The organism is Pseudoalteromonas marina, assembly GCF_000238335.3.
In the GTDB taxonomy this organism is placed as follows: Bacteria; Pseudomonadota; Gammaproteobacteria; order Enterobacterales; family Alteromonadaceae; genus Pseudoalteromonas; species Pseudoalteromonas marina.
This window is the reverse complement of sequence record NZ_AHCB03000012.1, coordinates 557,568-583,676: the sequence shown is the minus strand read 5'-3', so window position 1 is coordinate 583,676 and position 26,109 is coordinate 557,568. Positions and strand designations below refer to the sequence as shown.

Genomic DNA, 26,109 nt, shown 5'->3' with positions numbered 1-26,109 from the left:
ATTCTCTCCATTTATCTAACTTTTAGTGGCTTTACTGGTAGTTGTCGTTGAGTCAGTGTCACTAGTATTGAGTGGGGTTAAATGCCAAATGTCGTCACTGTATTGGCTTATGGTCCTATCACTTGAAAATATGCCACTGGCAGCGGTATTTAAAATACTCATTTGCGTCCAATAAGCTTGATCAGCATAGGCTTTATCTACTTGCTTTTGTGCAGATACGTAGCTTTCGAAATCGTGTGCAACAAGCCATGGATCGTTTGGGCTCTTAATTGCATTAATTACATCGTCAAATAGGCAAGGTTCAAATAAATTAAAGTGCCCGCTTTCTAGCAAGTGCATAACATTGGCTAAGTCGCTATTTTGTTCGATTAAATGTGCGGGGTTATAACGCGATTTAATGTCATCAATCTGATGTGCCTCTGCACCAAATAAGAAGAAATTATCGGCACCAACGGCATCTCTAATTTCGATATTGGCGCCATCTAACGTGCCAATAGTTAATGCACCATTCATCATGAACTTCATATTACCGGTGCCTGAAGCTTCTTTACCGGCAGTTGAAACTTGCTCAGACAAATCAGTAGCTGGACAAATAACTTCCATGGCTGTCACATTGTAATTAGGTAAAAAAGCCACACGTAAATACGACGACGCGAGGGGATCTTTATTGATCACATCTGCCACATTATTTATTAGCTTAATTATTTTTTTAGCCATGTAGTAACCCGGCGCAGCCTTACCACCGAGTAAAACACAACGTGGCACTAATCCTTGTGTATCACCACGACGAATGCGGTCATATAAATGGATAACATGGAGTATATTTAGTAACTGACGCTTGTATTCATGAATCCGTTTAACTTGTACATCAAACATCATGGATACATCAAACTCTACACCACAGCGCTCTTTCACTAAATCAACTAAACGTTGTTTGTTTGTTACTTTGGCTTTTTGCCACTGTGCTTGAAATGATGTGTCATCATAAAAACGACGTAGCTGGTTTATTTGAGCAAAGTCACGTACCCAATCGGTGCCTATTTTCTCACTAATCAATTCACTCAATGTAGGGTTACAATGGGCAAGCCAACGGCGAGGGGTAACCCCATTGGTTTTGTTATTAAACTTGTTAGGCCAAAGTGTATAAAACTCTTTAAATAAACCCGCTTTTAATAGCTCTGTGTGCAGTGCAGCAACACCATTAACTGAATAGCTGCCTACAATGGCTAAATAAGCCATGCGAATTTGCGGTTCGCCACCTTCCTCTATTAGCGATAGCTCTCGCTGTTTATCAACATCACCAGGCCAATGCTGTGCAACTTCAGCTAGAAAACGTGCGTTTATCTCAAATACTATTTCTAAAATACGGGGTAACAATTTTGAAAATAATGAAACTGACCATTTCTCTAACGCCTCAGGCAATAATGTATGGTTTGTGTAGGCCATTGTTTTAGTTGTTATTTGCCATGCATCATCCCAGTCGAGCTCGTAATCATCAACTAACACTCGCATAAGCTCTGCCACTGCAATACTTGGATGAGTATCGTTTAATTGAAAAACATGGTAATCGGCAAAATCAGTAAAGCTTTCACCATGGTCACTCACCCACTGATCAACAATGTCTTGAATACTCGCTGATGATAAAAAGTATTGTTGGCGTAGTCGTAGCTCTTTACCATTTTCACTGCTGTCGTTAGGGTAAAGTACCATAGTGATTTGTTCGGCTAAGTTTTTTTGTGCAACGGCTTCTGAATAACTACCCGCGTTAAATTCAGTTAGGTTAAATTCGTCGGTCGCTTCTGATTTCCATAAGCGTAGCGTGTTTACAATATTGTTTTTATAACCAGGAATGGGCACATCGTAAGGCACAGCTAACACGTCATGGCTACTAACCCACTGGCGGTGTTCCCTACCTTGTTTATCAGTATAACTATTTACATAACCACCGAACTTAATGCGCTTAGAATGCTCGGGAGCACTTAGCTCCCAAGGGTGACCCTCACGAAGCCAATTATCGGGTTGCTCTATTTGATTACCATCATTAATTGATTGGTTGAACATTCCGTATTCGTATCTAATGCCGTAACCCACAACGGGTAAAGCTAAACTTGCACAACTATCTAAAAAACACGCAGCTAAGCGTCCTAAGCCACCATTACCAAGGCCTGCATCGTGCTCTGCGTCTTCAACTGTTTCAATTTCGGTACAATATTCTTGTAGTGCCGATGACACTTGATCCTCTAAATCAAGATTTAATACCGCATTTCCCAGAGCACGCCCCATTAAAAACTCAAGTGAAAGGTAACTGGTTTTTCTGCTTTTTTGCTGTTTGATTTTTTTATTCGTTTCTCGACACCGTGCCACTAAACGATCGCGAATCGTCAATGCTAATGCATGGTACAAATACAGCTGCGACTCTCCAACTTTGTCTCGCCCTAGGGTGTAATAAAAATGGCGCGTTAAATCATCTTTTAAGGTACTTTCGTCTATTACTGGGCCTTCTTGCCACCCCTTTACAACACATACTTGTTCAACTTGCTTAGCCATTAGCTACGTCCTCTAAGTTAGCACTAAAAACCCAACTACTTTGTGCAGAAATTTCAACGGGTGCATCTTGGTGAGTTGTTAAAGATGCATTATTTACACTTGATAAAACCATTTGCCACTGCGCATTAATAGGTGATGGAGGCAACTGACAACTGACTGATTTTTTATTAGCGTTGAATACAATAAGTAATGCGTGTTTATTCTGCTTATCAAGCAAGCTATACATTAAAAATTGACGCGAATTCTCATGCCAATGCGAATCTGTCATAGTGTCACCTGTTTCGGTAAACCATTTAACAGTAAAGCGCTCGTCTATATCGTCTAAAAATACACTGTGTTTAAACGCACTATGTGCACGTCTAATTTTAAGGGCATCGTCTATAAAACGCGTTAAAGAATGATTCAGCTGTGAGTCTTTCCATGCAAGCCAACTCGTGCGATTATTTTGACAATAAGCATTGTTATTACCCCCTTGAGAATGTGCCATTTCGCTGCCTGCAGCAATCATAGGCACACCTTTAGAAAGGATTAATGTGAGTAAAAAGTTTTTTTGTTGTTGTAATCTTAATGCGGCTATTTTCTCATCATTGCTAAAGCCTTCTACCCCGCAATTAAATGAGTAATTAGCACTGTGGCCATCTCTGTTTTGCTCGCCATTTGCTTCATTGTGTTTATGCTCGTAACTCACTAAATCAGCAAGGGTAAATCCGTCATGGCTGGTTATAAAGTTTATGCTATTGAGTGGGCCTCGTTGGCTATGCTCAAATATATCAAACGAGCCATGTAAGCGTTTAGCTACGTTGGCTATAATCCCTTCATCGCCTTTCCAAAAACGACGAATTACATCTCGGTATTGGTCATTCCACTCTCGCCAAGGTGGAGGAAAAGCCCCGAGTTGATACCCACCAGGGCCAATATCCCATGGCTCACTAATTAACTTTACCTTATTTAAAACAGGGTCTTGAGCAATAGTTTGTAAAAACGTATGCGCTGAACTAAACCCAGCCTTTGAGCGGCCCAGTATTGTTGCTAAATCAAATCTAAAACCATCGACACCCATTACTTCAACCCAATATCGCAGGCTATCGAGTACGAGCTGCAAGGTTTTTGGGTGATCTATATTAATGGTGTTACCACACCCCGTATCGTTTATGTATACATTGGGTTGTGCTTCTGCTGTGCGGTAATAAGCAAGGTTGTCTAAGCCGCGCAACGACAATATGGGGCCATCATTACCCGCTTCAGCTGTATGGTTGTAAACAACATCTAAAATAACTTCAATATCTGCAGCATGAAGCTCCTTAACCATCTGTTTAAATTCGTTAATATCGTCGTTTACCAAATAGTCTTTGTGAGGAGTGAAAAAGTTAAGCGTGTTGTATCCCCAATAATTTTGTAGGCCTTTGCCTGTTAAAAATTGCTCGCTAATGAAAGCATGCACAGGGAGTAGCTCTATTGCTGTTACACCAAAACTTTTTAAATGGTCAATAAAATGCGGGTGGCTCAATCCTAAAAATTTGCCTTGCAGTGCCTTAGGTATTTGAGGATGACGACACGTAGTCCCTTTTACATGACACTCATAGATAACTGTTTTAGACCATCTGTGATTCGGTTTATTATGTTCATAAAAATCAATTGATGACACTTTTGATTTTGGTAAATCAATGGCATTGTTAACGGTACTTTTGGTGCCTATTGGCATTTGGCCATAATGGCGTTCACTCCATGTAAACTCACCAAATAAATCTTTTGCGTAAGGGTCAATTAATAATTTATGTTCATTAAATAGCGAGCCAGTATCAGGGTTATATTCGCCCTCAACCCTAAACCCATAAAGTGCCCCAGTGGTGAGAGGTGCAATATGAATACTCCAAATACCACCTTCATTTATATTCATAGCCACTTTTAGTATTTCAGAGTGGCCACTTTTATCAAATAAACACACATACGCTTGTGTCGCTTTTGGCGCGTACAATGAAAAATTAACACCGTTTAAATGCAAGCTCGAGCCAAGAGGCTCAACAAGGCCGTGAGTTACTTCAAATTGATTACTCATCTTGTACCTTTTGCAAATAAATTGTTGTTAAGCCACCCATAGCAATAGTGATGCTTTGGTTAAAACCATGTTGAGGATTGTCGTTAGTGACAACAGTATTTGATTGGTTTTGCGATACTTTAATACCCGAGCCAAAAAATTCGCTTTCATCTGTGTTTATTATTACTTTATAAACGCCTTTGCTCGGAACGCCTAAGGTATATTCTTGATATGACATAGGCGTAAAGTTGGCAATCACAACTACAAAGTTATGGGCATTTTTAGCGTAACGTACAAAGCTTAAAATGCTTTGCTCGTTATTATTGTTGTCAATCCAATCAAATCCTGCGGCACTTGAGTCAAGTTCATACAGCGCGGGTTGATTTTTATAAACCTCATTTAACGTTTTTACTGTCTGCTTTATACCTTTATGACTTTCATGTTCTAGTAAATGCCAATCAATAGAATGATCATGCCCCCACTCAGCACGTTGAGCTATTTCCCCCCCCATAAATAACAACTTTTTACCTGGGTGTGCCCACATAAATGCATAATAAGCACGTAAATTTGCGAATTTTTGCCAATCATCGCCCGGCATTTTTTCAATTAGCGCGCCTTTCCCATGAACAACTTCATCGTGACTCAGCGGTAAAATAAAGTTTTCACTAAATGCATATACCATCGAAAACGTGATTTCGTGATGGTGATGTTGCTTATAAAGTGGGTCACGTTGCATATACAACAAGCTATCGTTCATCCACCCCATATTCCATTTATAGCCAAAGCCTAGGCCATTATGCTCAACACTCTGCGTAACACCTGGCCAAGCAGTCGACTCTTCTGCCACCATCATAATGCCAGGGTTGTTTTTATAACTGCGTAAATTAACCTGTTTGAGGCATTCAATTGCACCAAGGTTTTCGCGACCGCCATAGCAATTAGGTATCCACTCACCTTCTTTACGGCTGTAATCTAAGTACAACATTGACGCAACGGCATCTACTCTTAAACCATCTAAGCCAAATTGATGAAGCCAATACATTGCATTAGAAATCAAAAAGCTCTTAACTTCTGGACGGTCATAATTATAAATATAAGTATTCCAATCTGGATGAAAGCCTTGGCGCATATCGGCATGTTCGTACAAGTGCGTACCATCAAATCGGTGTAAACCATGGGGATCACTTGGGAAATGTCCCGGAACCCAATCAAGTAAAATCCCTACGTTATATTTATGGCATTGCTCTACAAAATATTTAAAGCTATTGTAATCGCCAAAACGACTGGTTGGAGCAAACAGCCCAACAGGCTGATAGCCCCATGAACCGTCAAACGGGTATTCACTTATGGGCATAAGCTGCAAGTGGGTAAAGTTCATCTCAAGTGCGTAACTAACGAGTTTGTCGGCAAGCTCGGTGTAACTCAAATACCGATTACCTTCACCTCGCTGCCACGACGCTAAATGCACCTCATAGATACTGATTGGTGCGTCTATATGATTACGCTTTTGCCTATTGCTTATTGCTTGTTCACTTAACGCTATTGCCTCTGGTTTGTATTGAAGAACACTCGCGGTACCTGGAGCCTGTTGCATTTTAAAAGCGTAAGGGTCTGCTTTTTCTATTACCTCACCACTTTGCGCTGTAATGGCAAATTTGTAGCACATGTCTGCTTTAAGCTCGGGAATAAATAACTCCCATACACCACTGGCAGGGTGAAAACGCATAAAATGTCGATTCGCTTGCCAAAAATTAAACTCACCAATAATTGAAACGCTGGCTGCATTAGGTGCCCACAAACAAAAACGAACACCATCTACATCTTGCTGGTTGGTAAAGTGCGCGCCAAAGTGCAAGTATGCATGCTCTAAACTGCCCTCGTTGAATAAGTACATGGCATCTGTATCAAGCTCACTGTTAAAACTATATTCATCAAAAAACGTAGTCGAAGTGTCGCTATATTTAGCTGTACATAAATAAGGCGAGGTAGGCAAATGACTTACACGGGCTATAAATAAATCACTGTGTTTATATCTTTGCGTTTCGACTATTTGATTGTCAATTGACAAAGAAACATGTTGAGCACCAGGTAAATATACACGCACTTCTATATTTGATTCACTTACTTTATGTGCACCTAAAAAGCTAAATGGGTCTTTAAATCGCCCTATGTTAAGTGCATTAACTTGGGCATCGTAGTCAGCGCATTGAGATTTACGTAATGCCGAACTATTTGAAGCTGTACTGCTCATTTAACCCTTCCTTATTGAATCGATTGCAGCTAAAAGCGTGGCGTTGTTAGCAAAAATTTCTTCACATGTATGTGTTAATACACGTCGCCAATTTGGATATTCTTTGTCTGTACCAGGAATATTCACCGGATATTGCTGTTCATCTAAATCATCTATTTGTAGTGCAAACAATCGAGAATCTGAGCCGGCTAAACACTGGCAAAGCGCACGGTAAACCGACTTAGCATCGCTGTGTATTGTTAATGTAAGATTAGCTGTAGCATTGATAAAACGAAGCAATCGCGTTTTTTCATCGATTCTCTGGTTGGTAATTTGCGTTGATTGTTCGTCGTCAATTAAGTGATATTGTTGTTTTATAGCTATGTCATCGTGCTGCCACCAGCCTGTAAAGGGCGGTACATCGTGATTTGCAATCATCAATAAACACTGAGAGGGTAATTCGTGTAGCGGTAAAAAATCACCATCGTTTTGCTTTTCAAAATAAAATAAACTGTTTGTAAAAATACCACTACTTGATAATGCATGCTTTACTTCTGGAGGAACAATGCCTAAATCTTCACCAATAACTATGCTTTGGTTAATATGCGACTCTATTTTCAAAATAGCCAGCAAATGTTCAAAGGGGTAATAAATATAGCAACCATCACGCTGACCATTATTTTCAAAACACCACCACAAGCGGCGAATAGCCATAACATGGTCGATTCTTAGCCCGCCTACATTCTGCATATTTTCACGAATTAACGAACGGTAAAATGAGTAGTTATTGTGTGCTAAACTTTGCGGGTTTAAAGCCGGTAACCCCCAATCTTGACCGCCCTCAGCCCAAGGGTCAGGCGGTGCACCCACACTGGCATTATCGGCGAATAATGACTGTTGTGATTTGAACTCAACACCATCGCCAGCGCACCCAACAGCTAAATCATTAATCAGACCTATTGCCATACCTCCTTTCATACACCGCTCTTGACATAAACCAAGTTGAAGATGCGCTTGCCACTGTAGGTAATAATCAAAAAGAGGGGTTTGTGAATCTATTGTTTGTAAGGTGGGCTGATGTTTATCGCAAAAAGTATTGAATGCATCACGACGAAGCTTACTGGCTGTTAATTCAAAATGGTTGTACAGTGCTTTAAATAATTTATATTTAACGCAACTAACATCCTCGTAATTAATAAACTGTCCGCTTTTATTTAAAAGAGAGGTCGCCTCATTACTTTGCATAATTTTTGCTAATTCAGCATTGTTTTTACTGTCTTCGCACAAATCAACAGAAATGTATAAAGGGTTCAGTAACGCACGACTATTAGGGCTGTATGGGCTTGCACGCTCAGGCATGTCGCAAAACAACAAATGCAGAGGGTTGAGCAAAATGTAATCCATATTTTGCTCACAGCACAAGTCAACTAGCGTGAGTAAATCTGAAAAGTCGCCAATTCCCAATCTTTCATTATTTTTAAGCGTATATAACTGAACCGACAACCCCGTTTTTTTTGTATCTTCAACTTGAAAAACACGCTCGGGCACAGACCAGATCTCAGTACTTGCGTGCTGTTCGCCTACTGTAATGTCTGCGTGGTAATACCCTATTGGTATTGAAGGTAAAGGCAGTGCAATTTCAATATAACGGACGCCATTAAAGTGGTATTCACCTGTAATTATTAAATCATCAAGGTTAGTAAATTCACACTTTATTCCCAGTTGTTCAACACTTACTGATGCAGTTTGGCTACGTTGTCTGTCATCTATTTTCACTTTTAAATAAAAGTCTGTTTGCTCAATTAAACTTACATTGGGCAAGAGCTGCATCCAAGGCTCTACATCGAGCTTGTAATTTAATTGAGCTATTTTGTTATAGTTGTTGGTATCAACACCATAACATTGCAGGGCACGCTTACGTGTATCTTCACTGAAAAATATCTGCTCGCCTGTGTATTTAGTAAACTCATAACCAATACCGTGTAAGTAAAACAACTGCGAAAGTTCGTTCATTTACAGGCCTTAATTAATACGTTGGGTGTTAACAATACTATTTTCAGTTCCAAAACTGTTAGCCTCATAAGCGTCTGCTTTATGATCGTTATCCCAAAATTCGCCATTTATTAAATAACGAAAGTGGTATTGTTGATCAAGAGGAAGGCGTTGTTTGCATTTAAACACACCTTGTTTTTTATTAAGCTTCATTGGCACGGGCTGCCAACTGTTAAACTCGCCAATTAAGCAGACCTCTTGCGCATCTGGGTGAGTAAATTCAAAGGTGATTTCCGCTTCATCTTTTGTTTTAAAAAATCGTTTGTGCAACATAGTAGGCTCCAACTAAACAGTAAAAGGTATTTAATTATTGCCACAGGGCCTATTTTTAAGCTGGCGATGTGGGAATGTATTCAGTCAAACTTTAAGCTAACCGTAGTAAAGCAAACTTTTGTTTACGCTTTATTACAGTGCAGGCAATCTTACTTATCGCACTTTATTAGTGCATAAAGTGTAAAATATAGACATTAAGAATTGCATATACATTACAGAGCAATTTTCAAACCAATTGGAGCGATTTTAACCATTTAATACTTATCTTAATTACACTGATGATTTGGTTTGAAGTAATGAGAGAGCTTACTCAATAAACTGCTTTTGTTACGTATTCACATCAGTGATAATACACATCAATTTAACGCTCTGAAATATCGTAAATTTCATGTTGAAAAAAAGCATTTTATTAACTACGACATTCATTTTTTTAGTTGTCGCAGTGTTTATTATTTCCTCAATCTACACCTTATATAGTAAAAAGGAAATTTCATTCGACCCTAAACTCAAAGAAATATCAGGCATTGAATTTGATAAGCGCGATCGCTTGTGGGCAATTAATGATGGGGGTGACGATCCAAAGCTTTACCGCTTAAATAAAGATGGGTCGATTGCGCAAGAAATTTTAGTATCTAATGCTAAAAACATTGATTGGGAAGACATGACTCAAAATAAATTTGGTCATTTCTTTTTAGGTGATTTTGGCAACAATAAAAATGATAGGCGTTGGCTTACTATTTATAAAATAGAGAATCCAATTGATATCAAAACCGATACAACACATGCCGAAATAATAAAGTTTACGTATCCTGAAATGGATGGCAATCCAATAAAACCAAGTAATCGTAATTTTGATCTAGAAGCGTTTGTAGCCTTGGGTCGCCACCTTTATTTATTCACTAAAAACCGCACAGAACCTTTTGATGGCATTACAAATTTATACAAAGTAGGCGACCACGCTGCTAACTTTGAAGCCCAATTAATAGGATCTTTTAAAACCTGTACAACAATGGAAAGACTGTGCTGGATAACCTCTGCAGCGTTAAGCCCAGATCGTAAAAAACTAGTACTACTCGACTCTACCAGTATTTGGTTATTTGAGAACTTTAAAGGTGATCAGTTTTTCTCTGGTGATGTGTCTAAAATAGATTTAGGCATCGTTACGCAAAAAGAAGCCATCACTTTTTATGACGATAGTACAATTGTATTCACCGACGAGGAGTTTAAAGGAATTGGTGGTAATGCCTACTTTATAAAACTTGATAAAGCAAAAAAAGTGGTTGTTAAACGCGCTCTCCCATAGTGCAATAAAACATAAATTTACATAGGAAGTACATCAACGTTTAAACTTGGTTTCTAAAATAACCGAAGAAGTTGTGCGTTCCACACCATCTAAATTACCAATATCATCGAGTAAATGGCTGAGTTTTTCTAAGTTTTGTGCTTGTACAACTGCAATTAAGTCAAACTCACCACTTATAGCATAAAGCTGTGATATCGCATCTATTTGCTTTAGCTCAATATTCGTCTTAGTAGTAAGCTTTTGAATCACCTTTATTGACACATGTGCCGATACCATTTTACTTAAAAAAGCATCGCCGTAATCAACGCTATAGCCTTTAATAACACCCGTTTCTTCTAATTTAAGCATCCTACTTTGCACTGTAGAACGCGATAAATTAAGGATTCTAGCTAAGTCAGAAATACTCGCTCTGGCGTTGGTTTTAAGGACAGAAAGTAACTTTTCATCTTGTGGAGTTATCATATTGCTTATTGATTTCGTTATTTTGACTTTTATTGTAATCAATTTTCACAAAATAGCACTGCAAATTTAACCTATAACCTTCGATAATAACCACTAATAACAAAAATTATCTAGCTGAGAAAACGCTAACGTTTTTATTTTGCTAATCTTTATTCAATATTCACAATTTTTAGGTGTACATAATGCAAGTAACAAGAGACTTATTTAACGATGTAATGGTGCCAAACTACAACCCGTCGGCAGTTATTCCAGTGCGAGGCGAAGGCTCACGTGTATGGGATCAAAATGACAATGAGTTTATTGATTTTGCAGGCGGTATTGCCGTTAATTGTTTAGGCCACTGTCACCCAGCGCTTGTTAATGCGCTAAAAGAGCAAGGTGAGAAAATTTGGCACTTATCAAATGTAATGACTAACGAGCCAGCCCTGCGTTTAGCACAAAAAATGGTTGAAGCGACATTTGCTGATAAAGTGTATTTTGCAAACTCAGGTGCAGAAGCTAACGAAGCGGCTCTGAAGCTTGCTCGTCGTTTTGCACTTGACGTACACGGCGAAGAAAAGTCACAAATTATAGCGTTTAACAAAGGTTTTCACGGTCGTACATTTTTTACTGTAACGGTGGGTGGACAAGCTGCTTACTCTGATGGCTTTGGCCCAAAACCTGGCGACATTATGCATTGTGATTACAACAATATCGAAGCATTTGAATCACTTATCAGTGATAAAACATGTGCCGTGATGATGGAGCCACTTCAAGGTGAAGGCGGTATTATTTCACCTACCGACGAATTTGCTAAAAAAGTACGCGAGTTATGTACTAAACACAATGCACTACTAATTTTTGATGAAGTACAAACAGGCGTTGGCCGCACTGGCGATTTATACGCTTACGAAGGCTTAGGGGTAGTACCCGATATTTTAACAACCGCTAAAGCGTTAGGTGGTGGTTTTCCTATAGGTGCTATGATCACACGCACTGCTATTGCAGAGCATTTAAAAATAGGTACGCACGGCTCTACGTACGGTGGCAACCCACTTGCCTGTGCAGTAGCAGAAGCTGCCTTTGATACCGTAAATACACCGGATGTACTGAACGGCGTTAAAGAGCGCGAACAGTTATTCCGCGATGGCTTAAACGCTATAAACGAAAAATACAACGTATTTAGCGAAGTACGTGGTAAAGGTTTACTTATTGGTGCGGTATTAAACGATAAATTTGAAGGCCGCGCACGCGACTTTTTAGTTGCCAGTGCTAACAATGGTTTAATGAACCTTGTTGCGGGCATGAATGTCATTCGTTTTACCCCTTCTTTAGTTATTCCATTTGAAGATATTAAAGAAGGCCTAGCACGCTTTGAAAAAGCAGTAAGCGACGTAGTAAACGGCTAATTTAATTAAGCGCGCCTCAGGGCGCGCTGTTGGAGCAAGTAATAAATGCAAGTATTACGTCCTATTACCACTGATGACTTTGCTGCACTTAAGCAAATTGCGATTGAATCGGGCCATGGGTTTACCTCACTGCCTGTGGATGATGAGCAATTAAAAGACAAAATAGACCGCGCCGAAAAAAGCTTTGCTAAAAATATCAACCAGCCGTTAGATGAGAGCTACCTATTTGTTCTAGAAGATAGCGAAACAGGTGAAGTCATTGGTACTACCGCCATAGAAGCCGCTGTTGGCTTATCGGTGCCGCTGTACCATTACCATTTAGGTAAAACAGTACACCACTCGCCTACACTTAATGTTTATAACACCGTAGATATTTTAAGCATGTGTAACGATTACACCGGATGCTCTGAAATATGTACTTTGTTTTTGCGCGAAAACAGCCGCAAAGGTTTAACCGGTCGATTTTTATCACGTTCACGCTTTTTATTTATGGCGCAGCACAGCGAGCGTTTTGCCGATACCGTGATTGCTGAAATGCGTGGCGTAAGCGACGAAGATGGTCACTCACCGTTTTGGCAGTGGTTGCAAGAGCACTTTTTTAGTATTGAGTTTCCTCAGGCTGATCACTTAGTGGGGCTTGGCGATAAAGTGTTTATTAGTGAATTAATGCCTAAATACCCTATTTACGTCAACCTACTCAGTAAAAAAGCCCAAGCAGTGATTGGCAACGTGCATGATAAAACTAAACCGGCGCTCAAACTGCTCGAAAAAGAAGGTTTTGAGCATCGTGGCTACGTTGATTTGTTTGATGCAGGGCCAACGGTAGAAGCTAAGCTTGGTAATATTCGCAGTGTTCGTGAGTCTCAAGTATGCCCTATAACAATTGGCGAGCTGGAGCATATTAGCCAGCCCAGCTCAGATACTTTAGCCGTTTGCAATCAAGGTGTAAGTGGGTTTAGAGCAACCTTTACCCAGCACGCCCACTATAACCACGCTAAGCACACATTAGTAATAAGCCAAGAAGTGGCTGATGCCCTTAATCTATCCCAAGGAGATGCAGCGCGTTTTTTCCGCCTGTAAAACAAATATGAACACACACCTTATAAATAACCAATGGCATACAGGCCAAGGCCCCGCTTTTAACTCTGTTAACCCAAGTAACGGCGAAGTTGTATGGCAAGGTAATGGCGCAAATGCCGAGCAAGTAGATTCTGCAATTAATGCAGCTAGAGCCGCACAATTACAGTGGGCCGATACGCCAATTGAATCGCGTATTACCATACTTGAAAACTTTGTAGCACAATTAAAAGAGCACAGCGAAGAATTTGCAGCCATTATAGCGCGCGAAACCGGCAAGCCTCTTTGGGAAACACGAACAGAAGTAGGCGCTATGACTGGTAAAGTAGCCATTTCTATCAAAGCCTATAATGAACGCACCGGCACAACAGAAAACCCAATGCCGGGTGCTAAAGCCTTTATACGCCATAAACCACACGGTGTTGTAGCTATATTTGGTCCTTACAACTTCCCTGGGCATTTACCTAATGGCCATATCGTACCGGCTATTTTAGCGGGTAACACCGTGGTATTTAAACCATCTGAGCTTACACCTCACGTTGCTGAATTTACTTTAGCACTTTGGTTAAAAGCGGGCTTACCAGCAGGTGTTATTAACCTAGTGCAAGGTGAGGTAGAAACAGGTAAAGCACTTGCTTCACATAAAAACATAGACGGCTTATTTTTTACCGGCAGCTCAAACACCGGCCATTTACTACATAAACAGTTTGCAGGCCACCCAGGTAAAATATTAGCACTTGAAATGGGCGGTAATAACCCATTAATAGTTAAAGATGTTGCCGATGTAAGCGCTGCAGTGCACGATATTATTCAATCTGGCTTTATTACTTCTGGCCAGCGCTGTACTTGTGCACGCCGCGTCTTTATCGAGAATTCAACCAATGGCGATGCCATTTTAGAAAAACTTATTAGCGCGACTAAAAATATTGTTGTTGACGACAGCTTTGCAACTGACCAGCCATTTATGGGTGCAATGATAAGCGAAAGAGCAGCCCTTGGTATGGTTGCTGCGCAAAAAGAATTAGTTGAAAGCGGCGGCGAAATACTCGTTGAGCTTAAGCAGCTAAAAGCAGGCACAGGCTTTGTAAGCCCAGGTATTATTGATGTTACACATATCGCTAACATGCCAGATGAAGAACACTTTGGCCCGCTTATAAAAGTTTACCGCTACAACAACTTTGACAGCGCAATAGCAGAGGCTAATAACACCAGCTTTGGTTTATCAGCAGGCTTACTTAGCGATAACGAAGATGATTACAGCCACTTTTTAAAACGTATTCGTGCTGGCATTGTCAATTGGAACCGCCCTATTACAGGTGCTTCTAGTACTGCCCCGTTTGGTGGTATTGGTGCAAGTGGTAATCACCGTGCTAGCGCATATTATGCTGCAGATTACTGCGCTTACCCTGTTGCGTCGGTTGAATCAGAAAAAGTGAATTTACCGCAAACTTTAGCACCTGGCTTAGTAATAGAATAATACCCATTTTTAAGGATTTAACATGCATACCAACGTAAATACATTATTTGAAAACCTATGGGATAACTATTTAGCAGTTACCCCATCGGCAGATAAAATTCATGACCTTTTAGGTTCAACCCAAAAAGACGACATAATTAACGACCATATTGCGCTACGTACGTTCAATATAGAAAAAGTAGGCCTTGAAAAACTAGCAGCACACTTTTTAGCGTTAGGTTACACAGAGTGCGGCGAATACCACTTTGAAGCTAAAAAGCTATACGCTAAACACTACGAACACAGCGATCCTAAGCAACCTAAAGTATTTATCTCTGAGTTATTAGTAGAAAAGTGCTCGCCAGAGTTACAAGCTATTGTTACCGATATGGTAAATCAAATTGATGAAAGTGCTGTAACGGCTGATAACTTTTTATATTCAGGTACACATTGGCAAGTAAGCGGTGAAACCTACAAGCAGTTATTAGCAGAAAGCGAGTACGCAGCGTGGATGTCGGCATGGGGCTACCGTGCAAACCACTTTACTGTAAATATTAATATGCTTGCCAAGTTTGATAACATTCACGATGTTAACCAAGCGCTTAAAGATGCAGGCTTTGCGCTTAATACATCAGGCGGCGAAGTAAAAGGCTCACCTGAGGTGTTACTAGAGCAATCATCAACACTTGCTGATGATTACGCCGTTATGTTCAGTGATGGCGAGTTACGCATTCCTAGTTGTTTTTATGAGTTTGCAATTAGATACCCGAAAGCCGATGGCGAGCTTTACACAGGCTTTGTCGCAGCGTCTGCTGATAAAATATTTGAAAGCACTAACGCACGCTAATTTGATGAAAACAAAAAAAAGCCCTTACGGGCTTTTTTATGCTCACGAACTTAAGCATGCAGATAAAATACCTACATCATAAAAACAAGGGTTTATAGTCGTTTTCTAGTTGTTCAAAAGATAAGTCACCAATAAAGCGCCCAAAACTCAACCATGTTGCTAGTCCGCGTAAATCTTTAAAATGCGGGGGAACAAACTTAGGGCTTTCAATCACACCTAAATCATGAAGCTGGGAAATTAATCTAAAATCATCAATAGACAACTTACCGACTAATAACAACGGTAACTGATCGATTCGCCCTAACTGAATTGCCACACGTATTAAGTTATACACTAAAACAAAGCCTTTTATGTAGGCAATGTCTTTAGTAAACGGTAATCCTGTTGCTGTGCTGCCTCTAAATACACGCTGAGCCAACGTATAACTATCGTCTTTAGATATTCCTTGAGCTACGTAATCTCGGTATATATCAACAAATTCAGCCCCATCAATTACTTTGGTGACCGCTTGAATCCGATTAACTAATTTCGATAAGCGCCTAGGGGTAGATTTTAGAGTAATAATTTCAGTTAATACTGCTAAGCCCTCTTGTGTTACTGTTGAGCTTGGTGTGCCCTTACTTAAACAGGTTAAATAAGGTTGGGCTAAACCATTTTGAGTCGTGCCCACATGAATCCACCCTTCATGTACTTCTAATATATCTAATTCACGTTGTGAAAATTTAACATCTTGGTTTAGCTTTATATTGTTAGCACCTGCTGCTGCGTCGCTTACAATCCCATCGCTCAACATAACCTCTACATTTATACCTGGCATACTGGCATTAACTTGCTCTGATAAAATTCGCACCGCGTCGCTAGCATCTATATTTTTAGGATCATCGGGTAAAATGTCGGCCATTAATAAATTTTGCAGTGGTTGCTCTAGCATATTCGCAAGCTCGGAGAGTGAAGGCTCACCCGCATGGAATAAATCTTTAGGATGACCAAAAAGCTCAACTGATAAATCATGAAATTCAGGAGTACCTCGGTACTCCAACATACTTAATACCGTTTTATATTCGCCACACATTTTACCCATATATTGAGAAATGGGGTTTAACTGACCTAACTGGTTAATAATGTTTCGGTGTAATGTTGAAAACGCTTGACGCAACTCGCTAGGCACAAAGCCTAAATCGCGCTGTTGGTAGTATGCACGATCTATTAGAGGGTTTTTTTGACACTTTTGCCTAAAAAATTCCTCTTTGATCTGTTTATCCCAATTTATTGCATCAAGAATTCGAATAGGTGTTTGAAGTGCAATTAGTTGGTCTGATAACTCACGAGTTTTAAGCAGTAACGCCTTGTCTATCATGGTGAAAGCTCAATAAAAAATGAACCATGAGCATAATTTATAAACAGTAAATCGCCAAGTATTATCAATCAATTTTATCTGTTGTTTTAAGCTGATCGACCCTCATATCTAATACGTATTGAATTTGAAATTAAAGGTGCAAAATATGAAAAATGAACTCGACAATAAACAAATACTTGCCGTGTACGAGCGAATACAAAAACGCGGAGAAATGAACGATGAAGGTAAGCATTATCAAGGTGTTACTGCATTTTCAGATATAGATGGATACACAATTTATTTACAAGGTAGTGGCGTACTATTACGCTTTGGGTTTCATAACACTTATCATCTTGATTACGAGCACGATAAACATAAAGATGATTTCTTAAAAAAATTACACAATATTGCTAACGAGGAATAATGTATCCAAGAAAAGTAAGAAAGCGCAGCGACAGCAAGCTCAATACAGCCTTTATTAATCAGGTAATAGCTGCGCTTAAATCAGATCCATCAAAACTCGCCGTCATTCAAGAAAACTTGGAACAATACAGAAGCCAACGCCATTTAAAACGGGGGTTTTTACTCGCAATTGAACGCTTTGACTGGGTATTTGAGGCAAGTGATGATGTTAATTTTATTTGTGAACAAATACTAGCTGACGACTATATTGGAAATCGCCTAAGACGTTACCCCCTTCTATTCAAAGGCGTGATTAGCGAACAATAATAGCTATTATTTATACTAAATAACATCTATACAAGCCAGATAAAAGCCTCAGGTAATTTCCAAATTAGCGTGGTTAATATTATTTAGCCAGAGCTAGTTGCCTTACCGCGCCCCTAGTAATACTAACCTTCCCTAAGTTATTAGTGCACTAAGTAATTGTTGTGTTTGTGCTCACTTGGATTAAAAAAATACTATTAGTACTCTAATTATTACCACTCAAATAAATTTATTCATCTTTTATTTGATAACAAGGAGTAAAGATATAATTACACTCTTAAGCATTTCTAAAACAACATTTAAACCACTGTTTTAAATGGTAATTAACCATCTATTGCATCTATTTGCTTAAGTACTTCTCCTGTTGGTTTTATTAATAATTCATCTACATTTTAGTATCTGACTATTTACTTCACCCTTGAATTGTTAGAGCTATTACCTTAAGCTTATCTTTATTGAACGTTCAATTAATAAAAATTATGCCTAAAGTTGGAATGGAACCGGTCAGGCGTCAACAGTTAATTGACGCGACAATTGAGTCAGTGGCGATGCGTGGATTACAAGCAACCACTATTAACAGCATCAGTAAAAATGCGGGTTTATCGTCAGGCATTATTAGTCATTACTTTGGTGGAAAGCAGGGTTTAATAGAAGCAACTGTTCGTTATTTGCTTTCTAATCTTAAAAAAGACCTTATTGAAAAAGTGTGCAACAACACCAGCGCTACACAGCGCCTTATGTTTATTGTTGAAGCTAACTTTGCGCTTGTACAACAGCGCAGTGATACAACTAAAACTTGGTTGAGCTTTTGGGCGCAATCAATGCACGATGACGAACTTCACCGACTGCAAAATGTAAACAGTAAACGCTTGCAAAGTAATTTAGCATTCTCATTTAAGCAATTAATGCCTATTGAGCAAGCAAAACAAGCTGCTGAACTTAGCGCCGCTATGATTGATGGCCTATGGTTGAGAGCAGTATTGAGTAAATCAGACAAAAACCAGTTTAAACACAGTGAAACTCTAGCAAAAAGCTATGTAAATTCACTCATCAAGCAATATGGAGCCTAGCGTGAGCACACCAGTCTATCAAAATTTTATTAATGGCCATTTTCTTGCTAACCAAAGCGGTGAAACTTTTGATGTAACTAACCCTGCAACAGGTGAAGTTATTTACAGTGTCGAAGTTGCCGATGAATTTGTTCAAAACGCAGCCATTGAAAGTGCAAAGCAAGGTTTTGCACAGTGGTCAAAAATGGCCCCTATTGAACGCAGCCGTATTTTATTAAACGCTGTGGCAATACTTCGCGAACGTAACGATGAGCTTGCCTTAATAGAAGTGCTTGATACCGGTAAGCCAATGCAAGAAGCAAACTGTGTTGATATAGAAACCGGCGCCGATGTAATTGAATACTTTGCAGGCCTAGCACCTGCGCAAGTTGGCCAACAACAAATGGTAGGCGAAGACTTTTACTATACACGTAAAGAGCCATTAGGGATTTGTGCCGGTATTGGTGCATGGAACTACCCGCTACAAATAGCATGTTGGAAATCAGGCCCAGCCCTTGCAGCTGGCAACGCATTTATATTTAAACCATCTGAAGAAACGCCACTAGGCGCTATTAAACTTGCTGAAATTTTTATAGAAGCGGGCGTACCTGCTGGCGTATTTAACGTAGTTCAAGGTGCAGGTGACGTAGGGCAATGGTTAACTGCACATAGTGAGATTGACAAAGTGTCGTTCACTGGCGAAGTAGGCACAGGTAAAAAGGTAGTCGCAAGTGCTTCAGGTACATTAAAAGACGTAACCATGGAGCTTGGCGGTAAGTCGCCGCTTGTTGTGTTTGATGATGCAAATATAGAGCAAGCAGTAAGCGCAGCCATGTTAGGTAACTTTTATACCCAAGGCGAAATTTGCACTAACTGTACACGTATTTACGTTCATAAAAATATATACCAGCAATTTATTGATGAGCTTAAAACGCGAACAGAGAAAAATATTATTGCGGGCGACCCGCAAGATTTAAACACTAACTTTGGTGCGCTCATCTCTAAAAAGCATCAAGACTTAGTAATGAGTTATGTTAATAAAGGGATTGAAGAAGGCGCAACACTGCTTACCGGTGGTTCAACGCTTTCACCTGAATCAGCGCCTAATGGCTACTTTGTTGCACCTACTGTGTTCATTGATTGCAACGATGAAATGACTATCGTTAAAGAAGAAATATTCGGCCCAGTAATGAGCGTACTCGTTTTTGAAGACGAAGACGATGTAATTGCACGGGCTAATGGTACTCACCTAGGCCTAGCTGCAGGCGTATTTACTAGCGATATTAAACGCGCACACCGCGTAATTCATCAATTAGAAGCCGGTATTTGTTGGATTAATGCCTATGGTAACTCACCTGCTGAAATGCCTGTTGGTGGTTATAAGCAATCTGGTATTGGCCGTGAAAATGGCATAGAAACACTTGATCATTACACGCAAACCAAGTCTATTTATGTTGGTATGGCCGACATAGAAAGCCCATTTTAAGGCGCCCTTTTATGAGTAATCATTACGACTATATTATTGTTGGTGCGGGATCTGCGGGTTGTGTTTTAGCTAACCGATTATCTGAAGATTCAAGCAACAAAGTGTTACTACTAGAAACCGGTGGCAGTGATAAAAGTATTTTTATTAAAATGCCAACGGCGTTGTCTATTCCTATGAATACTGACAAGTATGCTTGGCAATTTCATACTCAGCCAGAGCCGTACTTAGATAACCGTGAAATGCATTGCCCTCGTGGTAAGGTACTCGGTGGCTCGTCATCGATTAATGGCATGGTGTACGTACGCGGCCACGCAAAAGATTTTGATGAGTGGCAACAGCACGGTGCTAATGGTTGGGACTACCAATCGTGTTTACCGTATTTTCAAAAAGCGGAAAGCTTTTACCTTGGTGAAAATACATACCGAGGTGGTAAAGGCCCACTTGGCGTTAATAACGGTAACGAAATGCAAAACCCGTTGTACACCACGTTTATAAAAGCAGGTGTAGAGGCCGGTTACGCTAGTACAGACGATTATAACGCGTCACAGCAAGAAGGCTTTGGCCCAATGCACATGACCGTTAAAAACGGTGTACGCAGCTCGGCTTCTCGTGAATATTTAGACCCTGTAAAATCACGTAGTAATTTAACTGTAATTACCGGCGCACTTGCTCAAAAAGTTATTCTAGACGGTAAAAAAGCCACAGGCATTGAGTACAAGGTAAACGGTAATGTTCAAACAGCACATGCAGCAAAAGAGGTTGTTTTAAGTGCAGGCCCTATTGGCTCTCCGCATATATTACAGCTATCTGGTATTGGCGATAAAGACATCCTTGAAAAAGCAGGCGTTGAAGTTAAACACCACTTACCGGGTGTGGGTCAAAATTTACAAGACCATCTTGAATTTTACTTTCAATACAAATGTAAGCAGCCAATTACACTAAACGGAAAATTGGGTCTTATTTCCAAGGGCTTGATCGGCGCTAAATGGTTACTTACTCGAAAAGGTTTAGGCGCTACTAACCACTTTGAGTCATGTGCATTCATCCGCTCAAAGCCTGGAGTTGAATGGCCTGATATTCAGTATCACTTTTTACCAGCGGCTATGCGATACGATGGGCGTAGTGCATTTGCAGGTCATGGTTTTCAAGTTCACGTAGGTCATAACAAACCAAAAAGCCGTGGCAGCGTTACTATTCAATCAGCTAACCCTGAGCAACCGCCACAAATTTTGTTTAATTACTTGCAGCACAAAGACGACATTGAAGGCTTTAGAGCCTGTGTGCGTTTGACTCGCGACATTATTGAGCAAAGTGCCTTTGATGATTACCGTGATGAAGAAATTCAACCAGGTAAAAACATTCAAACCGACGAAGAAATAGATGCCTTTGTACGCCAAGCCGTAGAAAGTGCTTACCACCCTTCTTGCTCATGCAAAATGGGTGAAGACGAAATGGCAGTAGTTAATTCAAATACCCAAGTACATGGTATTGAAGGCTTACGTGTTGTTGACTCTTCTATTTTTCCAACGGTTCCTAACGGAAACCTTAATGCGCCTACGATTATGGTTGCAGAAAAAGCGGCTGACATCATTTTAGGAAATGTTGCATTACAAAAAGCAAATGCTGATGTTGCTATGACTCAAAATTGGCAAGAAACACAGCGTGAAGCAAAAATTTAATCAGCTACTTATAGGGTTAGCCTCGTCAGACTAACCCTATAAGCCTTGCAGTGGCGAACAACATAAATTGGTTATGTTGTAATAATGCAAGATTGAACAATAAAAAACGGAGTGCTTATGAATAACTCACTATTGGAGGGTAGCAATGACCATTTGGCTTAATGCTGGTATTATTTTTACCCTACTTGCAATTACAATCATTTTATTAAAATGGGGTAATGTACGTGTTGTTGGTGTTACACCAGTTAAAACACTTACTTTTATAGCAATACTCTTTACCTCAGGCCTAGATGTTGGCCTTATAATGTTTCCTTTAACTGAGTTTGCAGGTTATGCAGACATAAAAGCAAGCCCAGAATACGCGTTTGCAAATCCACTGGCCATTGAGTTTGGTTACTGGGGATTTTTGATCTGGGGATTTTACTTTCTTACGTGTTTTTATTTCTGTGTAATAGAACCTAAAGTTAAATTTTTCGAAATTCCTTGGGTTAAATTTATCAATAATGTAGTAATTATTGGTACGTGTGCTTTTACCGCATACCTTTTACTTTCAAACCTTCCATGGTATTTACCTGAAATTGGTGATGGTTCAAGTGTCGTTTCTGAGTTTTACTTAATTGTATTTGCAGCAATTTGTTTTGCGGTATATTCAAGTACAGATATTAAGTACGTACGATTTTTAAGTATTTCTACAACTTGGTTATTCATAGCACTAATTGGGTTTATGTGGGCTGGTGCCTTTGTATTGGGTGACAGTCAAATGTCAGCATTCACAGATAACTTAGCCTCTATCGGCACATACTTTGCCAACATAAATGAATTTGTTTTACCGCTTAACGATTACCATGAATTTTACCTGTTTTGGTGGTTTGCTTGGAGTATTATGATTGGACAGTTTACTTCTCGTTTTGTTGGCGGGTTAAAAACTTACCAAGTACTTGGCGCTATGTTGATTTTCCCTTCAATACCAATCGCAATTTGGTTCAGCGTACTTTACCACTATCATGAAGCGGGTATTCCAACGCAAGGCATTAAAAACTTTGCCATGGTATTTGTAGGTATTGTGTTTGTAATTAATTCACTCGACTCGTTAGTGCGTTTATACACAGATAATTTAAACATCACTGTAAAACGCTTTGGTAAAGCGAAGTATATGATTGGAAACATACTTGCTCTTTCATTATTAACATTATTGTTCAAGCTAGAGTTTTTACAAATACAGTGGGTAGGCGCATTGGTGATTGCCTTGTTTTTCCTATGTGCTGGCTTCATTGGCTATAGCAAATTTAAAACCGTTAATAGTATTGATAGCTCACCAAAAGCAAACAAGATTGACTACACTAAAATTGAGACACAAAGTTAGGGATTTATAATGAACAACAAACTAAAACAACTTGCAGTAGCATTGCCACTAGCTCTTTTATCAACAACGGCAGCTGCAGACTGGTCAACAACTATTACAGCAGCATCAGATTACACTTTTAATGGTGTAAGCCAAACAGATAACGACCCTGCATTACAAGCAAGTTTAGATTATGCTTTTGATAATGGCGTGTATGCCGGTGTATGGGCATCAAACGTTGACTTTGGTGACGATACTGATTTTGAACTAGATGGCTATGTTGGTCGCTATGTACAATTAAACGACAAGTTTAGCGTTGACTACGGTATTGCATACTACACATACCAAGGTAATAACAGTGATGGAAATTACCCAGAGGTTTACACTAAATTTGGTTACGCAAGTGAATACGGCCAAACAGAGCTTAACTTTTGGTACAGCTGGGATTATTTTGGAACAAGTGCGGGCCATGTAGTTTCAATGATTGCTCATACTTATGAACTTGCACCAAATCATGCAATACGTGCAAGTTTTGATATCTCTAATTCACTTGACGGTGAAAAATGGGCTTGGGATGTAAACCAAAAGAAATCGTATAATCACTACCGTCTTGCTTATCAAACAAGTTACGAAGGTTTCGGTATTGAAGTAGCAGCTGAAAATACTAGCCTTGACTACGATTACGCCGATGAGCGCATCGTGCTAGCAATTTCAAGAACATTTGATTTATAAAGATTAATTAATTTTAACTCTGTACATAAAGTTAGCGAACCACAACCCAGGTTCGTTAAACTGAAAAAAGCCTCTTTATGAGGCTTTTTTATTGTTTAAATATTCAATTAATGCGCTTGAGGTCAGCGGTCTTGAAAAGTAATACCCTTGCAAATGCGTTACGCCAAGTTGAGTAAGCTTTTTGCACTGCAAAGGTGTTTCAACCCCTTCAGCAATAACATTAAAATTAAGCGAACTTGCCATTTGCACTACTGCGTTAACAATGCTTAAGCCTCTTTCATCCTCATCTTGAACAAAACTTTTATCTACTTTTACAATATCTACACCAACATCAAGCATACTTGATAAAGAAGAGTAACCGGTTCCAAAATCATCTATTGAAATTCTAACACCCAACTCTTGTAATGATTTAACCACATACAAAAATGTATGCTTATCGTTTGCAAATACAGATTCAGTTACTTCTAAATGAAGCTTATGAGCAGGAAAATTTAAATCCGCCAAAATGCTTTTAACCTTACTGGCAAACTCTATCTCCTTAAGCTGCATTACAGATACATTAATACTGACTGATAAATCTGGAGTTAATTTTTGAAAAGTAAGTGCTTGTTGGCATGCCGTTTCGAGTACCCAAAAACCTATTTTTGAAATTAACCCATACTGCTCAGCAATAGGTATAAACTCGTCAGGAGGAATGTTTTCTCCTTTCAATTGCCAACGTATAAGCGCCTCAATCGCATAAATATCATGTGTTTTAGAGTCAATAATGGGCTGGTATACTAACGAAAAACAATTGTTGATGAGCGCTGATAAAAGCTCTTCGCTAAGTAGGCGCTTTCTTTCTAATTCTGAACGAAGCGACTCGCTAAAAAAACTTATTTGCCCACGATTCATTCTCTTTTGATGATACATTGCCATATCGGCATTTAAAATTAAGGCATCCAGATCTCTACCATGCTCTGGGTAAAGTGCAATACCTATGGTTGCCCCTACCCGTGCACCGTGCTCTGTTTCTGGATGATCCTGCGTAATTGCATCAATAATTTCTTTAGCAAAATCGTAAGTATTTTCTTTGCATACAAAATCACTTAAAATTAAAAACTCATCGCCACCCCAGCGGCACTTTTGCTGATTATGAGCACACACGTCAGAAATACGTTTCGCTGTTCTTCTTAAAACATTATCGCCTACCTTGTGACCCATCACGTCATTTATATTCTTAAACCCATCTAGGTCTATAAAAAATAGCGCAAAAGGTGGGTCTGGATAATGCTTAATTCTCTTTTTTGCATCATTTAAAAATGCATTTCGATTTAATAATTGAGTTAGCGAATCAGAGTTTGATAAATGCATTATTTCTTTAGTACGCGCGTCAACTCTTAGCTCCATTCTTTCTAGCAAATCGCTGTTTTGATTTTTTAAATGTATTGCCTGTTGTGTAAATGCAGATGCTTTATTTAGAGTTAACAAGGTAATTGAGCCATAGCCAATACCCAAAAAGCCGAGTACATTTTCGTAATAGTCTTCAGACATTATTAGCACTAAAGCGTAGGGAAATAACAGAATAAAAGCATAAGCAAAACAGGTCAGCTTATGTGCTGACAAAACATTGGCAGAGCCACCACCAAGAGCGGATAATATAATTATGATACTTGTGGCTTCTAGGGGGGCAAAAGAAGTGTGAAAATACAAGGCATAACTGCACCATATAATGGCAGTTATAATAACGCCTGTTGAAAACTTTAGTAGGTCTAATTGGGTAGCCGTTTTGTTTGTTTTTAAAAATAGACGAATATCTAAAAAACGGATCCCCAAAGCAAGCAGCATAATAAGCCACCAAACTAGCTTGTCGTTATAGCTTAACAATCCGCCTTTATTAAAACTAAAAGCAATACATGCGCTGGCAAATAAAGAGACGAGTAAACCTGAATAAGCGTTCTCGTAAAGCAATCTAACGGTATCATTAAGGTTTTCTTTGATTAGGGAGCTTCGATGCATATTATCTAAGCCTTTACATTCGTTTTTATTATTAGTTTAACTAAAGCTATGCCTTAATTAAAAAATTGTCCAGTAAACGCCCTAGCAACAC

Annotated in this window: 20 protein-coding genes; 12 read left to right on the top strand and 8 right to left on the bottom strand. The window is 39.4% G+C overall.

Annotated elements, in window-relative coordinates:
• Window positions 1–15: 15 nt before the first annotated feature.
• Genes PMAN_RS18445 through PMAN_RS18425 form a run of 5 tightly spaced genes read right to left on the bottom strand, consistent with a single transcriptional unit; the run spans window position 16 to window position 9,137 of the window.
• Window positions 16–2,547: a glycogen/starch/alpha-glucan phosphorylase gene (locus PMAN_RS18445; protein ID WP_010556248.1), complete on the bottom strand. Its 2,532-nt coding sequence runs from the start codon at window positions 2,545–2,547 to the stop codon at window positions 16–18.
• Window positions 2,540–4,603, bottom strand: a complete 2,064-nt coding sequence (glgX, locus tag PMAN_RS18440) for a glycogen debranching protein GlgX (RefSeq protein WP_010556249.1) — start codon at window positions 4,601–4,603, stop codon at window positions 2,540–2,542. Before glgX ends, PMAN_RS18445 begins: the two co-directional genes overlap by 8 nt.
• Window positions 4,596–6,833, bottom strand: coding sequence for a 1,4-alpha-glucan branching protein GlgB (glgB, locus tag PMAN_RS18435; RefSeq protein ID WP_010556250.1), 2,238 nt, complete (start codon window positions 6,831–6,833; stop codon window positions 4,596–4,598). Before glgB ends, glgX begins: the two co-directional genes overlap by 8 nt.
• Entirely contained in the window at window positions 6,834–8,825 is a 1,992-nt protein-coding gene (malQ, locus tag PMAN_RS18430) for a 4-alpha-glucanotransferase (protein ID WP_010556251.1), read from the bottom strand.
• Window positions 8,826–8,834: 9 nt separating this feature from the next.
• Window positions 8,835–9,137, bottom strand: a complete 303-nt coding sequence (locus PMAN_RS18425; RefSeq protein ID WP_010556252.1) for an isoamylase early set domain-containing protein — start codon at window positions 9,135–9,137, stop codon at window positions 8,835–8,837.
• Between the two features lie 388 nt (window positions 9,138–9,525).
• On the opposite strand from PMAN_RS18425, the gene PMAN_RS18420 reads away from it, so the two are divergent.
• A complete protein-coding gene (locus PMAN_RS18420) occupies window positions 9,526–10,440 on the top strand; it encodes a hypothetical protein (protein ID WP_010556253.1) in 915 nt (304 codons plus the stop codon).
• A 33-nt stretch (window positions 10,441–10,473) separates the two neighbouring features.
• On the opposite strand, the gene PMAN_RS18415 is transcribed toward PMAN_RS18420, so the two are convergent.
• Window positions 10,474–10,902 carry an Lrp/AsnC family transcriptional regulator gene (locus tag PMAN_RS18415; protein WP_006791771.1) on the bottom strand — a complete coding sequence of 143 codons (429 nt, stop codon included), beginning with the start codon at window positions 10,900–10,902 and terminating at the stop codon, window positions 10,474–10,476.
• 182 nt (window positions 10,903–11,084) lie between these two features.
• Between PMAN_RS18415 and PMAN_RS18410 the strand changes: the two genes are divergently transcribed.
• From PMAN_RS18410 to PMAN_RS18395, 4 genes are read left to right on the top strand one after another with little or no spacing between them, the layout of a single operon-like run.
• Window positions 11,085–12,290: an aspartate aminotransferase family protein gene (locus PMAN_RS18410; protein ID WP_010556254.1), complete on the top strand. Its 1,206-nt coding sequence runs from the start codon at window positions 11,085–11,087 to the stop codon at window positions 12,288–12,290.
• Window positions 12,291–12,335: 45 nt separating this feature from the next.
• A complete protein-coding gene (astA, locus tag PMAN_RS18405) occupies window positions 12,336–13,370 on the top strand; it encodes an arginine N-succinyltransferase (RefSeq protein ID WP_010556255.1) in 1,035 nt (344 codons plus the stop codon).
• Window positions 13,371–13,377: 7 nt separating this feature from the next.
• Window positions 13,378–14,844 (top strand): succinylglutamate-semialdehyde dehydrogenase, encoded by a 1,467-nt coding sequence (gene astD, locus PMAN_RS18400; RefSeq protein WP_010556256.1) that lies wholly within the window; start codon window positions 13,378–13,380, stop codon window positions 14,842–14,844.
• A gap of 22 nt (window positions 14,845–14,866) precedes the next feature.
• The gene (locus PMAN_RS18395; RefSeq protein WP_010556257.1) at window positions 14,867–15,670 is read left to right on the top strand and encodes a DUF1338 domain-containing protein; all 804 of its coding nucleotides are present in this window, start codon (window positions 14,867–14,869) and stop codon (window positions 15,668–15,670) included.
• A 76-nt stretch (window positions 15,671–15,746) separates the two neighbouring features.
• On the opposite strand, the gene PMAN_RS18390 is transcribed toward PMAN_RS18395, so the two are convergent.
• Window positions 15,747–17,027, bottom strand: a complete 1,281-nt coding sequence (locus PMAN_RS18390; protein WP_010556258.1) for a flavohemoglobin expression-modulating QEGLA motif protein — start codon at window positions 17,025–17,027, stop codon at window positions 15,747–15,749.
• A gap of 145 nt (window positions 17,028–17,172) precedes the next feature.
• Between PMAN_RS18390 and PMAN_RS18385 the strand changes: the two genes are divergently transcribed.
• From PMAN_RS18385 to PMAN_RS18355, 7 genes are all read left to right on the top strand, one after another.
• Window positions 17,173–17,430: a DUF3081 domain-containing protein gene (locus PMAN_RS18385; protein WP_010556259.1), complete on the top strand. Its 258-nt coding sequence runs from the start codon at window positions 17,173–17,175 to the stop codon at window positions 17,428–17,430.
• Window positions 17,430–17,735, top strand: a complete 306-nt coding sequence (locus PMAN_RS18380) for a hypothetical protein (RefSeq protein ID WP_010556260.1) — start codon at window positions 17,430–17,432, stop codon at window positions 17,733–17,735. The genes PMAN_RS18385 and PMAN_RS18380 overlap by 1 nt, the downstream gene beginning before the upstream one ends.
• Before the next feature lie 491 nt (window positions 17,736–18,226).
• Window positions 18,227–18,802 (top strand): transcriptional regulator BetI, encoded by a 576-nt coding sequence (gene betI / locus PMAN_RS18375; RefSeq protein WP_008127893.1) that lies wholly within the window; start codon window positions 18,227–18,229, stop codon window positions 18,800–18,802.
• 1 nt (window position 18,803) lies between these two features.
• Window positions 18,804–20,267, top strand: a complete 1,464-nt coding sequence (gene betB, locus PMAN_RS18370) for a betaine-aldehyde dehydrogenase (protein ID WP_010556261.1) — start codon at window positions 18,804–18,806, stop codon at window positions 20,265–20,267.
• An 11-nt stretch (window positions 20,268–20,278) separates the two neighbouring features.
• On the top strand, window positions 20,279–21,946 hold the full coding sequence (gene betA, locus PMAN_RS18365) for a choline dehydrogenase (RefSeq protein WP_010556262.1): 1,668 nt from the start codon (window positions 20,279–20,281) through the stop codon (window positions 21,944–21,946).
• 145 nt (window positions 21,947–22,091) lie between these two features.
• Window positions 22,092–23,309, top strand: a complete 1,218-nt coding sequence (locus PMAN_RS18360; protein ID WP_008127897.1) for a BCCT family transporter — start codon at window positions 22,092–22,094, stop codon at window positions 23,307–23,309.
• A gap of 9 nt (window positions 23,310–23,318) precedes the next feature.
• Complete coding sequence (locus tag PMAN_RS18355) at window positions 23,319–24,020, top strand: TorF family putative porin (protein ID WP_006791759.1); 702 nt, start codon at window positions 23,319–23,321, stop codon at window positions 24,018–24,020.
• A gap of 75 nt (window positions 24,021–24,095) precedes the next feature.
• Here PMAN_RS18355 and PMAN_RS18350 read toward each other — a convergent pair whose 3' ends face one another.
• Entirely contained in the window at window positions 24,096–26,018 is a 1,923-nt protein-coding gene (locus PMAN_RS18350) for a putative bifunctional diguanylate cyclase/phosphodiesterase (RefSeq protein ID WP_010556263.1), read from the bottom strand.
• Window positions 26,019–26,109 lie beyond the last annotated feature (91 nt).

Excerpts from the sequence above, each read along its gene's own strand:
- PMAN_RS18445 (WP_010556248.1), bottom strand. The coding sequence starts at position 2,547 with ATGGCTAAGCAAGTTGAACAAGTATGTGTTGTAAAGGGGTGGCAAGAA.
- glgX (WP_010556249.1), bottom strand. The coding sequence starts at position 4,603 with ATGAGTAATCAATTTGAAGTAACTCACGGCCTTGTTGAGCCTCTTGGC.
- glgB (WP_010556250.1), bottom strand. The coding sequence starts at position 6,833 with ATGAGCAGTACAGCTTCAAATAGTTCGGCATTACGTAAATCTCAATGC.
- malQ (WP_010556251.1), bottom strand. The coding sequence starts at position 8,825 with ATGAACGAACTTTCGCAGTTGTTTTACTTACACGGTATTGGTTATGAG.
- PMAN_RS18425 (WP_010556252.1), bottom strand. The coding sequence starts at position 9,137 with ATGTTGCACAAACGATTTTTTAAAACAAAAGATGAAGCGGAAATCACC.
- PMAN_RS18420 (WP_010556253.1), top strand. The coding sequence starts at position 9,526 with ATGTTGAAAAAAAGCATTTTATTAACTACGACATTCATTTTTTTAGTT.
- PMAN_RS18415 (WP_006791771.1), bottom strand. The coding sequence starts at position 10,902 with ATGATAACTCCACAAGATGAAAAGTTACTTTCTGTCCTTAAAACCAAC.
- PMAN_RS18410 (WP_010556254.1), top strand. The coding sequence starts at position 11,085 with ATGCAAGTAACAAGAGACTTATTTAACGATGTAATGGTGCCAAACTAC.
- astA (WP_010556255.1), top strand. The coding sequence starts at position 12,336 with ATGCAAGTATTACGTCCTATTACCACTGATGACTTTGCTGCACTTAAG.
- astD (WP_010556256.1), top strand. The coding sequence starts at position 13,378 with ATGAACACACACCTTATAAATAACCAATGGCATACAGGCCAAGGCCCC.
- PMAN_RS18395 (WP_010556257.1), top strand. The coding sequence starts at position 14,867 with ATGCATACCAACGTAAATACATTATTTGAAAACCTATGGGATAACTAT.
- PMAN_RS18390 (WP_010556258.1), bottom strand. The coding sequence starts at position 17,027 with ATGATAGACAAGGCGTTACTGCTTAAAACTCGTGAGTTATCAGACCAA.
- PMAN_RS18385 (WP_010556259.1), top strand. The coding sequence starts at position 17,173 with ATGAAAAATGAACTCGACAATAAACAAATACTTGCCGTGTACGAGCGA.
- PMAN_RS18380 (WP_010556260.1), top strand. The coding sequence starts at position 17,430 with ATGTATCCAAGAAAAGTAAGAAAGCGCAGCGACAGCAAGCTCAATACA.
- betI (WP_008127893.1), top strand. The coding sequence starts at position 18,227 with ATGGAACCGGTCAGGCGTCAACAGTTAATTGACGCGACAATTGAGTCA.
- betA (WP_010556262.1), top strand. The coding sequence starts at position 20,279 with ATGAGTAATCATTACGACTATATTATTGTTGGTGCGGGATCTGCGGGT.
- PMAN_RS18360 (WP_008127897.1), top strand. The coding sequence starts at position 22,092 with ATGACCATTTGGCTTAATGCTGGTATTATTTTTACCCTACTTGCAATT.
- PMAN_RS18355 (WP_006791759.1), top strand. The coding sequence starts at position 23,319 with ATGAACAACAAACTAAAACAACTTGCAGTAGCATTGCCACTAGCTCTT.
- PMAN_RS18350 (WP_010556263.1), bottom strand. The coding sequence starts at position 26,018 with ATGCATCGAAGCTCCCTAATCAAAGAAAACCTTAATGATACCGTTAGA.